The sequence below is a fragment of the Alcanivorax sp. MD8A genome (genome assembly GCF_002888555.1).
Lineage (GTDB): Bacteria > Pseudomonadota > Gammaproteobacteria > Pseudomonadales > Alcanivoracaceae > Alcanivorax.
The window spans coordinates 19,111-30,727 of the sequence record NZ_AQOQ01000037.1; the positions used below are offsets into that span (position 1 = coordinate 19,111).

Consider the following 11,617-nt stretch of genomic DNA (forward strand, 5'->3'; position numbering starts at 1 on the left):
AAACAAGCTGCCGGTCTGACGGTGGCAACCACAAGGCGACCGGGGTACTACCCCGGTCGTTTTGTTCTCGGCTCCTCATCAGGGAGCCATCGGGAAGAGATGGGACAATGAAAAAAATACTCGTTATGGCCGTCAGTGCCATGCTGTCTGCGCCTCTGCAGGCGGCACCCTATATCGATAATGATGCTCCTCTGGTGTCCGCCAATGCCTATCTGGATCTGGCCGATGCGGGCGGGCGGATTGTTGCCGTGGGGGATCGCGGCAAGATCCTGTTCTCCGATGATCAGGGTGGGCACTGGAAACCGGCGGTTACCCCGTCAGAAGTTTTGCTCACTGCCGTCTGCTTTGCCGATGCCCGCCATGGCTGGGCAGTGGGACACGATGCGGTGGTGCTGGGCTCTGATGACGGCGGTGAGACCTGGACCCTGCAATACAGTGATCCTCTTGGCGGTGATGATGCCGCGGAGGCCGAAGACGAGTCGCTGGACGATCTTTCCATGGATGATATCTATGGTGATCCTTATGGCGATGAAGACTACGGTGATGACCTCTACAGTGACGATCCGTATGCAGAAACCGCTGCGGCACCGGTAGATACCTCCGGCGCGCCGCTGCTGGATGTGCATTGCGAAAGCAAGGACAAGGCAGTGGCGGTGGGTGGCTACGGCTACTACCTGGAAACCACTGATGGTGGTGCAACCTGGAACAAGCAGCCTGATCGCATGAAAAACAGCGACGGCTGGCACCTCTACGCCATGTCTGGCGCACCGAAAAGCGCTGACCGTTATGTTGTCGGCGAAAAAGGGGTGATCTTCCGCTCCACCGACAAGGGAGCAAGCTGGAAACAGCTTGATAGCCCGTACGATGGCACCTTGTTTGGTGCGACGGCGATTTCCGATTACCAGGTGCTGGTGTATGGCCTGCAAGGCAATGTCTGGTTGTCTGCCAACCATGGCGTCAGCTGGAAGAAAGTGCCGACAAAACTGAGCCGGGGCGTCAATGATGGCGCCGTTCTGGATGACGGTACCGTGGTGCTGGTGACGAATGCTGGTGGCATTCTGACCAGTCACGATGGTGGCCAGTCTTTCTCCTTGCGGTTCTTGCCGAACCGTGAATCCATCTCCGCAGTGCTGCCCCGTGAAAACGGTGGCATCCTGATCGCCGGGCAAGGCGGTCTGCGTGTGATTGACGACGTGAAATAAGGGGCTCAGCAATGTCAGGTCGAATTTCTCAATCCATCGCTGGCGGTTTGTTCAAGATCCGCCCGCTCGTATTGCTGCTTTTTATTGCCGCCACTGTCGTGTTGGGTTTTCAGGCAAGCAAGATTCAGCTGAATACGGATATCAGCAAAATGGTCCCGCTGGACCACCCGTATATCCAGAACTACTTTGAACACAAGAATGATCTCAGCCTGGGTAACGATGTCCGCCTGATTGTGGCGGAAACCCAAGGCGATGATCTTTTCAATGAAGACTACATGGCTGCCCTCAAGGAAATCACCGATGCGGTGTTTGCGCTTGACGGTGTGGATCCCAGCAAGATCAGCTCCCTGTGGACCAGCAATGTCCGCTGGAACGAGGTGACGGAGCAGGGCTTCCAGGGCGGGGAAGTGATTCCCGCTGGCTATGACGGCTCTGAAAATTCTCTGGAGCAATTGCGTACCAATGTGCTGCGCTCCGGGCAAGTGGGCCGACTGGTGGCGGATAACTTCCAGTCGAGTGTGGTCCATGCACACCTGCTGGATGCATTGGGAGAGGGTGGCGTCGATATTCCTGCCCTGTCTGCGAATCTGGAAGAGATCCGCAGCAGCTACCAGGAAAAGTACCCGAACATCCGCATCCATATTGTCGGGCTGGCCAAGAAGGCGGGGGATGTGATGTCCGCAGCCCAGGAAGTGGCCATGTTCTTCTTCCTGACCTTGGCCCTCATTGCCGTACTGCTGTTGATTGATACCCGCTGCCTGCGCAGTGCGTTGACGGTCACGCTGTGCTCCTTCGTGGCGGTGATCTGGCAGCTGGGCATTGTCAGCAGTCTGGGCTTCACCATTGACCCGTACTCGATGCTGGTGCCTTTCCTGGTCTTCGCCATTGCGGTGTCTCACGGTGTGCAGATCGTCAATACCCTGGCCAACTATGCTGCCTCCGGCATGTCGTCGCTGGATGCGTCGCGTTCCACCTTCCAGGCGCTGTGTGTGCCGGGCATGGTGGCGCTGGTGTCGGATGCCATCGGTTTCCTGACCCTGTACATGATCGATATCGGGGTGATCCGTGAATTGGCCATGGCGGCCAGTATCGGCGTGGCGGTGATTATTATCACCAACCTGGTGATTGTGCCGATGTTCCTGTCCTACCTGGGCGTAAGCAATGCCTCGGTACGCAAGATTCAGGCAGGGGAGAAGAAAGATCATCCGCTGGCAGCCCTGTTCTCGCGTTTCACCCGCACACCGCTGGCTGCACTGTCCATTCTGGTTGCCGTTGTGGGTTATGCCGGTGGGATCTACCTGAGTCAGGATCTGAAAATCGGGGACCTGGACAAGGGCGCGCCTGAATTGTGGCCGGACCCCTGTGAGGAAATGGATTGCCCGCGCGGTTATGAGCCCAAGGATCGGTACCGTTATAACCATGACGTGAACTTCCTGGTGTCCAACTACTCGGTCAGTGCCGACGTGCTGGTGGTGATGGGCAAGACCCCGGTGGAGTCCTGTAACACTTATCAGGCGATGCAGGCGATTGATGACATGGCCTGGGCACTGCAGAACGTGGAAGGGGTGCAGGACGTCACCACGATTTCCTCTGCCACCAAGATGATTGCCACCAACATGAACGAAGGTTCCATGAAGTGGGCAACTATCTCCCGTGATCAGTACGCCCTGAACAATGTCATGAGCTTCATGCCAGACAGCCTGTACAACCTGGATTGCTCGTTGACTCCGGTGTATGTGTTTCTGGATGACCACAAGGCGGAAACGCTGGATCGTGTGACCAAGGCGGTGGCTGATTTCGCCGAAACCCGTAACAACGCGGACGTGGTGGAGTTCAAGCTGGCTTCCGGTAATGCGGGTGTGGAAGCGGCCACCAACCAGACCATCGAAGCCAGTCAGTACCCGATGCTGGCGCTGGTCTATGCGGTCGTTTCGGTGCTGGTGCTAATTGCCTTCCGCTCCATTCGTGCGGTGATCTGTATCATCGTGCCGCTGGGGCTGACCTCCATTCTCTGTCAGGCACTGATGGCCCAGCTGGGTATTGGTGTGAAAGTGGCGACCTTGCCGGTCATCGCACTGGGTGTGGGGATCGGGGTGGACTACGGTATCTACATTTACAGCAAGCTTTCGGAATACCTGAAACAGGGTATGGGTCTGGAAGACGCCTATAAGGAAACCCTCAAAACCACGGGTAAAGCGGTTGCCTTCACCGGTATTACCCTGGCCGTGGGTGTGATTTTCTGGGTGTTCAGCTCCATCAAGTTCCAGGCTGACATGGGGATCCTGCTGACCTTCATGTTCTTGTGGAACATGATCGGCGCCCTGTGGCTGCTGCCGGCGCTGGGCCGTTTCCTGCTCAAGCCGAATGCAGCGCGAGCCCGTCAACGCGGCTAACTGACGCGCTGGTTTCGTTAGTTGTTATTGGCCCGGCTATGCCGGGCCTTTTTTGTGGTCGACGCGTATTTGAGGGAATGGATCACAACCGAGACCATCCCGTAAGAGCGTCGGTGATTGGCTGCGCTCACCCTCCGAGCCCCTATGGAGGACACGCCGACACACCGTGGAGCGGGGCTTCAGCGGATGACGCGGCTCCTGTCCGACACAAAGCATCGTAGTCACCACAGCCGTTGGCTATAATGCCGGCGGTTTTCACTGATTCGGGCCCATCGATGTTGTATTCCCTCGCCAGACCGTTGCTGTTTTCCCTGTCCGCTGAACATTCCCATGAGCTCACCCTGGCCATGTTGCGAAAACGTGCGGGCAAGTTGTGGCCGGGTGCTGTACCCCATCGTCCCCGTCAGGTCATGGGCATTGAGTTCCCCAACCCGGTTGGGCTCGCAGCGGGTCTGGACAAGAACGGTGACTGTATCGACGGCTTGGCCGATCTGGGCTTTGGCTTCATTGAGGTCGGCACCATCACCCCGAGACCTCAGCCAGGGAACCCGAAGCCACGCCTGTTTCGGGTGCCTGAAGCGGGCGGCATCATCAATCGGATGGGTTTCAATAATCTGGGCGTAGATTATCTGGTCGGTGCCGTAAAAAGCAGCCGTTATAAAGGGGTGCTGGGGATCAACATCGGCAAGAACAAAGACACCCCGGTGGAAGATGCCGTGCAGGATTACCTTGCCTGTCAGCAAAAGGTACATGCCTATGCAACCTATCTGGTGGTCAATGTGTCTTCCCCCAATACCCCCGGGCTTCGCGAGCTTCAGCACGGTGAAGCGCTGGATAAATTGCTGGGCACGCTCCGTGAGGCACAAACCCGCCTGGACCAGCAGCACCGACGCCGGGTTCCGCTGGTGATCAAGATTGCCCCGGATAATACTGAAGAAGAGCTGCATGCCATGGCTGAGGCTTTTGTCGCGCACGGTATTGACGGTGTTTGTGTGGGCAATACCACCCTGTCCCGTGAGGGCGTCAAAGGCCTGGCCAATGCCGAAGAACAGGGGGGCTTGAGCGGTGCACCGCTGACCCCGATTGCCAATCAGGCACTGGCGACCATGAGTACGGCGCTTAGAGGAAGAATCCCGATTATCGGTGTGGGCGGGATCAATAGTGCGGCGGATGCGCTGGAGAAACAGCGACTGGGCGCTGAGTTGGTGCAGGTCTACAGCGGATTGATTTACCAGGGCCCCGGTTTGGTCGGTGATATCGCCAGGGCCTGGAAATAGCTTTTTCCCTTTTTGACTCGCATTAAAAAGGTTCATCGCGGATTATCGGGAATCGTCTTTCCGTAGGAGCGTCGCTTGCGGCGCGATCCCAGACCAGGATCAAAAGCACTTTCACCACAGAGGACACAGGGTACACAGAGGAAAACCGTCTTTCTCAGTGAACCCTGTGACCTCTGTGGTAAATCAGTCTTTAACGACGTGGGTTATCGCGCCGCCAGCGACGCTCCTACGGAAAGGGAGGGGATTAAATTGGGCTTTTCCCGGAAACCCGCGATGAAGCATTAAAAAGGGCCCTGGTGGGGCCCTGTGGGTCGGCGCGCGAACGCGTCGGCGCGATGAGGAACTGAGGAGATTATCCGATGTTTTTCAGATTCTGGATGCTGGCAACACCCAGCATACCCTGTGCGAAGTGGGTGCGGCCTTCACGCCAGCCCCCCATCCAGTTAGTTCGTGCGGTTAACGAACCGAAGGGGCAATCTTCACGGGATTTTCCATCGAGGCCGGCGTTGTATCCCCGGCTATAGGCGCGGTCGTCTCTGTTTCGTTTTTGTCGCTTCATAGACGCTTTCCCTTTCACAGACAGCGGTACACAAGAATGACCCCCGGGCAAAAGCGATGCCCGTGTAATGAATGGCTTCATCTTCAGGGTCGACACATTCAGTATGGGAAAGGCACCAGGGTGTGTCGAATACCAAGTAGCAATATGCTGGCCGTCCTTTAAGCATATGACGTATAAAGGACAGCACGATGACAGTTTATGTAACTGGTTGAAATTGAATGGATAAAAATTCTTCCTGTGCATAAAACAGTCACTTATGAGGAATAGATAATGGAATTTGTCGCTACCAGCATGCCCGGGTTGGCCCCGTTGCTGGCCGAAGAACTGAGCCACCTGGGAATGCCGGTAACAGAGACGGGCAAGGCGCATGTGGTGTTCAGTGGAGGCAGTGCCGATGCCTTGACGGTGTGCCTGTGGTCGCGGCTGGCTGAGCGGGTGTTATTGCCCCTGGCAACCCTGCAACTGACCCCGGATATTGCCCCGGAAAAGTTGGCCGCCAGCCAGGACTGGCGTGCGCTGGTGGGCAATGATGCGCCGTTGCACGTGCATGTGGAGCATGGTCTCGGTGTGCGTGGCGATAACCGTATCAGCGCCAAGCGGTTTATTCAGGCGCTGGGTGATGCCTTCCCCATTTCCCGTGACCCCCGTGGTAGCTGTTGCGTAAGGGCCCGGTTAGACCAGAACGAAGCGCACCTTTGGCTTGATCTTGCAGGGGAGCCGTTGCACCGGCGGGGTTATCGCCTGGCCGGTGGTCGGGCGCCACTGCGCGAGACGCTGGCAGCGGCCATGCTATGGGCCGCAGGGTGGGCCAGCAAAGACCGGCCAGCCGCACTGCTGGACCCTTTTTGTGGCTCAGGCACCTTGTTGATCGAGGCGGCCTTGATGGCAGCTGGGCGGGCGGCAGGTGCCAACCGTCGCCATTATGGTTTTCAACATTGGCGGGGTTGTCGCCGGCAGTTGTGGGAAGCCGCCATGGCCGAGGCATCGAACTCTGCTGAGCGGCCTGTGCCTACGCTGTCGCTGAAAGGGTTTGATGCCGATTTGAAGGCGATACAACTTGCCCAGCAAAACGCGGAGCGGGCAGGGGTTCGAGCGGCCATTCACGTTGAGCGCCGTGAGCTGGGCGCCCTGCGCCAGCGTGATTTTGCCGAACAGGGGATCTTGCTCACCAACCCGCCCTGGGGCGAGCGCCTGGACGAGCAGGAACAGGCAGGATGGCTGCATCTGGGTCTGGGGCGCACCTTGTCTGTGCTGGCACCGCAATGGACCGCCATTTTACTGGGGGCAGATGCGCAGGTGATGGACCGGACCGGGATGACGCTGGATACCCAGTGGCGCCTGAAGAATGGCCCCTTCAACAACTTTATCCGCCGTTATCTGCCGCGTTCACTGGCTGCGCCGGTGGTGGTCAGGGTGGCCGATGAATCGGCCTTTGACGTTCCCGAAGACGCCAAGCCGCTCCTCAATCGTTTGCGCAAGAATGGCAAGCATCTGCGGCGCTGGCTGGAGCGCGAAGATATCCAGTGTTATCGCCTTTATGACCGTGATCTGCCCGAGTTCAATGTGGCGGTGGACATCTATGGCGACCAGGTGCTGGTACAGGAATTCAAGGCACCGAAAACCGTCGATCCGGAAAAGGCGAAAGTCCGACGCGACTTGGCCGTGACCGCCGTGAGGGCCGCACTGGGGGTGCACCGCGAGCAGGTGCATCTTCGCACTCGTGAACGGCAGAAGGGCAAGCAGCAATACCAGAAACTGGATGGGCAAGGTCACTACCGGCCAGTGCGGGAAGGGCAGGCCCAATTGCTGGTCAACCTGCAGGACTATCTGGATACCGGCCTGTTCCTGGATCATCGACCGGTGCGGTTGCGAATCGCCGAGGAAGCCTCGGGCAAGCGCTTTCTCAATCTGTTCGCTTACACCGGTTCTGCTACTGTGCATGCCGCTGTGGGCGGAGCCAAGCGTACAGTGACGGTCGATGCATCCAAAAAGTACCTCGAATGGGCGGCCAGTAACCTTGCGCTGAATGGCTTTTCAACGGATCAGCATGCGATGGAACGTTCTGACACCATGCGCTGGCTGGATGAGTGCCGTGAGCAGTTCGACATCGTGTTTTGCGATCCGCCGACCTTTTCCAATAACAAGTCCCGCAGTGACTTCGTGGTGGAAGAACATCATGGTGATCTGATCCGCAAAATCATGAAGCGGCTGGAGCGGGGAGGGGTGCTCTACTTTTCGTGCAACTACCGTCGCTTCCAACTGGATGAATCCATTCGCAAGTGGTATGACGTGGAAGATCTGACTCGCTGGAGTATTCCCGAGGACTTCCGTCGCAACGACAAGGTTCACGTGCTCTATGCGATCCGGCATGTGGAGGAGGGCTAATGGTTGTGCTCTACACCACCGTGGGTTGTCACCTGTGTGATCAGGCGCGCGAGCTGCTATTGATGGTGAATCCCTCTCAGGAAATCACGGCAGTGGATGTGGCGGAGGATGATGCCCTGATTGCACGATACGGCGAGCGAATCCCGGTATTGTCTCGCGAAGGTAAGGAGCTTGCCTGGCCCTTCGGGCTGCTCGAAGTCCAGGCGTTTCTTCAGGGCTGAATCGCTTGCAGGCAATATCCCACAAGGGGGCACCGGAATTGTGGGAGCGATGGTTCCACCGCGAATGAACGGCCGGGTGAGGGGCATCGCGGGCGGACGACTGCTCTCACTCTGCTGTCCAGCCGGCTGTGGTGGGCAGAATCCCATGCAGGGTCACCATGGTATCTCTCAGGATACACACGTGTTGTGAGTGGGTTTGGGTTGTGTGTCAACGCCCGGAGAAAAGCGTTGCGGCGTTGTCTGAGGTGATGGCTGCGAGAGCCGTCACTTCCTGTTCTCGAAGTGTAGCAACACGTTGGCCAATCCACGGTAACAGGCACGGCTCATTGCGGCGTTTTTGCACGGGCGGCTCAGGGAGGTCACGGGGGATCAGATAGGGCGCGTCGGTCTCCAGCAGCAGGCGATTGTCCGGAATATTGGGCACCAGAGTGGCGAGCTCCTTGCCACGGCGTTCATCGCACACCCAACCGGTGATACCGATGTGGCAATCCAGATCCAGATAGTCGAACAGCGCCCGTTTCGAGCCCGTAAAGCAATGCACAACGGCCCCTTTCAGTTGGTCACGCCAGGCCTTGAGGATCGGCAGAAAGCGGTCATGGGCATCGCGCTCATGCAGAAAAACAGGCAGCCCGGCTTCAGCCGCCAGGGCTAATTGTGCTTCGAACGCCCTTTCCTGATCCGGGCGGGGGGAAAAGTCCCGATTGAAGTCCAGGCCCATTTCTCCTGCCGCGCGGACCTCTGGCGACTTGAGCAACTCACGCAGTTCTTTTTCCATTTCCGGCGAATAAAAGCGTGCACTGTGTGGGTGAAGGCCCGCTGTCGCGAACAGGTCGTCGTGCTGTGATGCCAGAGTGACGGCCTGCCGGGATTCGTCGAGGCTGGTGCCGGTGATCAGCTGCCAGGTCACCCCGGCAGCGCGAGCACGGTCGATAACGTCATTGCGGTCCTCACGGAACTGCTTGTCCGTCAGGTTGACGCCGATATCAGCCCAGAGGATGGGCGCTTCGGGGAGTGTGTTGTGCGGTTGTGTCATTGGATTTCAGTTCTGCCAGTTTGCTGCGCAGGGATTCTACCCGACGGCGGTTGGCACCTAAATCCCAGTAACCGACACGGGACGCAGAGCGGACCTCTACGACGCCATTTTCGCGTACGTAAAATGTGACGTCGTCCGTAAAGCGAAGTACCAGGCTCTTGAAGCGAGCCTGAATGCGCGACTGGCCGACCACGTCATATTCCACACGGGGCTGGGCATCCAATACGGTCTGGAGACGCTGGAGACTGGTGTCACGGTTGTCCGATACCTCCAGAGGGGGAACCCAGTGGTCCTTGCTGCCGCTCAGGCTGGACACACAGTTGGGGGAATTCGGGCAGGGCGCGAGCAAGTTATTATCGTCTGACATGACACTGCTACTCAGTACCAGAACAAGGACACTAATAAGAATTCGGATCACGGATCAACCCCACAAAAATACCTTCGATAACCAGCTGGTCGGCTGGCACCTTGATGGGCTCATAGGCCTCATTCGCCGGTAGCAGGGTAGCACTGGACTTGTTCAGTTTTAATGTCTTGACTGTGACTTCTTCGTCAATTCTGGCGACAACGATCTCGCCGTTGCGGGCCACATTCGATTTGCGCACGGCGATAAGATCGCCATCAAAGATACCGGCATCAATCATGCTGTCGCCCTGAACCTTCAACAGGTAGGTTGGGCGCTGCTTGAACAACCCCTGGGGGACGGGAACGGTTCGCTCCACGTTTTCAATGGCTTCAATGGGTACACCGGCCGCCACCTTGCCGACGATGGGCAATTCTTCTTCTGACCAGTAGGCGTTATCGAGCAGCTGGATACCGCGGGAGCGGTCGCTATGGAGCTTGATATAGCCCTTGCGTTCCAGCGCACGGAGATGGTCAGACGCCGCATTCTTGGACTGGAAGCCCATGATATCTGCGATCTCGGCGCGGGTTGGCGCCATGCCTGTGTCGGCCAGGCACTCACGAATGCAATCCAGAACCTGTTGCTGGCGTTCAGTCAGTTTGCTGCTCATAACCTTCTCCGTGTGGTCGTCAGAAATGGCGCCTTCCCGTGTGCGCATTTCCTGATTGCCTCTGTCAGCCAAAGGCGACATTGGGGCCATTGATTTTGATCCTAGCACGAGCACTGACAATATGAACAGTGTTATTTGTCCAGGTTCCCCTGACCAGTAAGGCGCACGGATTTGTCATTCCTGCCGTTGCCCTGTCTGGTCGTGGGCACTAGCATTGGGTTTTCATATCCATCAATGGCATGGGTCAGGCTAAACGGGGAAGGTAGATGGAGCAGGCCAACAATAATGATTTCGGCCAGCAGCGGGTTCGGCAGTTACTTTCCGGGGTCCCGTTTTTCAATGAAATTGCCAGGGACGATCAGGCACAGTTTGCCCAGATTGAACAGAACACCCGGTTATGGGTAGCGGGTTCCGGCGACACGGTAATTCGTGCCGGTGACGTGGATTCCACGCTGTATTTCCTGTTGCGTGGTCAGTTGGAAGTGTGCGCAGAGCAGGGCAGTGAGGCTCCACTGTATTACGTGTCTCCCGGTGAGGTGTTCGGCACCTTGTCCATGCTGCTCGGCACCCCGCGCAGCGCCACGATTAGGGTCGCGGACAATGCCCGTGAAGCGGTGCTGGCGAGTCTGGATTTCAATGCCTTCAATGAGGATGACAGCCCGTATTCCCTGGCGACCCGTTTGGCCTTTTTTCATATGATTGTGCACCACATACGCTGGACCCTGGAGGTCAAGCGTATGCAATCCCCAACTCACGAACTGGTGCAGTCCATGCGCAAGTTGCCCGTTTTTCACGGTGAGAAAGGCAGTGCAGAAGAACTGGATGCCCTGCGCGAACAGGCCCAGAGCCTGGCAGAGCTGCTATGCCGCTGGAACGAGGAAAGTCAGGCCAATACCGGCACGATCCAGCTGACCTAAGCACGCAAGGCGTTATTCAGAGGTTCCCTAGCCCTTGCCATTCTGGTCGACCTTCACTGCCAGAACATCACAATGGGCACCGGGGACCAGCCCGCGAGCCGTGGACCCCAGTAGCAACGCCAGACCACTGCGGGTGTGGCTGCCGACAGCAATCAGGTCGGCCTCCAGCTTGTCGGCCTTGTCGAGGATGGTCTTCTCGATAGAACCCAGCTCTACGTGCACGTTGCCATCGGGAATCTGGTAGCGCTGGGCATAGCGCCTGGCCATTTCCCGGGCCTGTTCCATCAGCCCGGTCTGCAGGTCAGTGACATCCATGGGGACATCGGCGCCGTAGGCCAGCGCCAGCGGTTCGATCACATGGATGAGGTGAAGCTCTCCTTCGTTGCCAGACAGGACGCCAGCGGCACGGGATAGCACCTGTGCGGATTCATCGCTGCCGTCGATGGCAACCAGGATCTTGCGATAGGGCGTAGGCACGATTCTCTCCATGAAAGCCGTCTTTCCCGGCAGTATAACTCGCCTTGCAGTGGTTGCCAGCGGGGTAATTCACAGTACAGGGTTGCTCTTCCACCTCTGCTTGTACTACTACTAGGGAGCCTCTGAATAACTCCTTGCGT

At 57.6% G+C, this 11,617-nt stretch carries 11 protein-coding genes; 6 read left to right on the forward strand and 5 right to left on the reverse strand.

Annotated elements, in window-relative coordinates; all coding sequences use genetic code 11:
• Positions 1 to 107: 107 nt before the first annotated feature.
• The 3 genes from A15D_RS14860 (at position 108) to A15D_RS14870 (ending at position 4,872) form a co-directional block, all read left to right on the forward strand.
• Positions 108 to 1,202, forward strand: a complete 1,095-nt coding sequence (locus A15D_RS14860) for a YCF48-related protein (protein WP_102792562.1) — start codon at positions 108 to 110, stop codon at positions 1,200 to 1,202.
• 11 nt (positions 1,203 to 1,213) lie between these two features.
• Positions 1,214 to 3,595 (forward strand): RND family transporter, encoded by a 2,382-nt coding sequence (locus tag A15D_RS14865; RefSeq protein ID WP_102792563.1) that lies wholly within the window; start codon positions 1,214 to 1,216, stop codon positions 3,593 to 3,595.
• A gap of 275 nt (positions 3,596 to 3,870) precedes the next feature.
• Entirely contained in the window at positions 3,871 to 4,872 is a 1,002-nt protein-coding gene (locus A15D_RS14870; protein ID WP_102792564.1) for a quinone-dependent dihydroorotate dehydrogenase, read from the forward strand.
• A gap of 352 nt (positions 4,873 to 5,224) precedes the next feature.
• Here the strand turns inward: A15D_RS14870 and rmf are convergent, their stop codons facing one another.
• Positions 5,225 to 5,431, reverse strand: coding sequence for a ribosome modulation factor (gene rmf / locus A15D_RS14875; RefSeq protein WP_102792565.1), 207 nt, complete (start codon positions 5,429 to 5,431; stop codon positions 5,225 to 5,227).
• Positions 5,432 to 5,701: 270 nt separating this feature from the next.
• On the opposite strand from rmf, the gene rlmKL reads away from it, so the two are divergent.
• Together rlmKL and A15D_RS14885 are read left to right on the forward strand one after the other, a co-directional pair.
• Positions 5,702 to 7,816 (forward strand): bifunctional 23S rRNA (guanine(2069)-N(7))-methyltransferase RlmK/23S rRNA (guanine(2445)-N(2))-methyltransferase RlmL, encoded by a 2,115-nt coding sequence (rlmKL, locus tag A15D_RS14880; protein ID WP_102792566.1) that lies wholly within the window; start codon positions 5,702 to 5,704, stop codon positions 7,814 to 7,816.
• Positions 7,816 to 8,037, forward strand: coding sequence for a glutaredoxin family protein (locus A15D_RS14885; protein WP_102792567.1), 222 nt, complete (start codon positions 7,816 to 7,818; stop codon positions 8,035 to 8,037). Before rlmKL ends, A15D_RS14885 begins: the two co-directional genes overlap by 1 nt.
• A gap of 208 nt (positions 8,038 to 8,245) precedes the next feature.
• Here the strand turns inward: A15D_RS14885 and A15D_RS14890 are convergent, their stop codons facing one another.
• The 3 genes from A15D_RS14890 to lexA are packed head-to-tail and all read right to left on the reverse strand — an operon-like array spanning position 8,246 to position 10,083.
• On the reverse strand, positions 8,246 to 9,070 hold the full coding sequence (locus A15D_RS14890; protein WP_102792568.1) for a TatD family hydrolase: 825 nt from the start codon (positions 9,068 to 9,070) through the stop codon (positions 8,246 to 8,248).
• Positions 9,021 to 9,437: a DUF1499 domain-containing protein gene (locus A15D_RS14895; protein ID WP_102792569.1), complete on the reverse strand. Its 417-nt coding sequence runs from the start codon at positions 9,435 to 9,437 to the stop codon at positions 9,021 to 9,023. Before A15D_RS14895 ends, A15D_RS14890 begins: the two co-directional genes overlap by 50 nt.
• Before the next feature lie 31 nt (positions 9,438 to 9,468).
• On the reverse strand, positions 9,469 to 10,083 hold the full coding sequence (gene lexA, locus A15D_RS14900) for a transcriptional repressor LexA (protein ID WP_022984559.1): 615 nt from the start codon (positions 10,081 to 10,083) through the stop codon (positions 9,469 to 9,471).
• A gap of 266 nt (positions 10,084 to 10,349) precedes the next feature.
• Here lexA and A15D_RS14905 point away from each other — a divergent pair, with 266 nt between their 5' ends.
• Positions 10,350 to 11,000 (forward strand): cyclic nucleotide-binding domain-containing protein, encoded by a 651-nt coding sequence (locus tag A15D_RS14905; RefSeq protein ID WP_102792570.1) that lies wholly within the window; start codon positions 10,350 to 10,352, stop codon positions 10,998 to 11,000.
• 27 nt (positions 11,001 to 11,027) lie between these two features.
• Here A15D_RS14905 and A15D_RS14910 read toward each other — a convergent pair whose 3' ends face one another.
• Positions 11,028 to 11,477, reverse strand: a complete 450-nt coding sequence (locus A15D_RS14910) for a universal stress protein (protein WP_102792571.1) — start codon at positions 11,475 to 11,477, stop codon at positions 11,028 to 11,030.
• Between the last annotated feature and the right edge of the window lie 140 nt (positions 11,478 to 11,617).

Excerpts from the sequence above, each read along its gene's own strand:
- A15D_RS14860 (WP_102792562.1), top strand. The coding sequence starts at position 108 with ATGAAAAAAATACTCGTTATGGCCGTCAGTGCCATGCTGTCTGCGCCT.
- A15D_RS14865 (WP_102792563.1), top strand. The coding sequence starts at position 1,214 with ATGTCAGGTCGAATTTCTCAATCCATCGCTGGCGGTTTGTTCAAGATC.
- A15D_RS14870 (WP_102792564.1), top strand. The coding sequence starts at position 3,871 with ATGTTGTATTCCCTCGCCAGACCGTTGCTGTTTTCCCTGTCCGCTGAA.
- rmf (WP_102792565.1), bottom strand. The coding sequence starts at position 5,431 with ATGAAGCGACAAAAACGAAACAGAGACGACCGCGCCTATAGCCGGGGA.
- rlmKL (WP_102792566.1), top strand. The coding sequence starts at position 5,702 with ATGGAATTTGTCGCTACCAGCATGCCCGGGTTGGCCCCGTTGCTGGCC.
- A15D_RS14885 (WP_102792567.1), top strand. The coding sequence starts at position 7,816 with ATGGTTGTGCTCTACACCACCGTGGGTTGTCACCTGTGTGATCAGGCG.
- A15D_RS14890 (WP_102792568.1), bottom strand. The coding sequence starts at position 9,070 with ATGACACAACCGCACAACACACTCCCCGAAGCGCCCATCCTCTGGGCT.
- A15D_RS14895 (WP_102792569.1), bottom strand. The coding sequence starts at position 9,437 with ATGTCAGACGATAATAACTTGCTCGCGCCCTGCCCGAATTCCCCCAAC.
- lexA (WP_022984559.1), bottom strand. The coding sequence starts at position 10,083 with ATGAGCAGCAAACTGACTGAACGCCAGCAACAGGTTCTGGATTGCATT.
- A15D_RS14905 (WP_102792570.1), top strand. The coding sequence starts at position 10,350 with ATGGAGCAGGCCAACAATAATGATTTCGGCCAGCAGCGGGTTCGGCAG.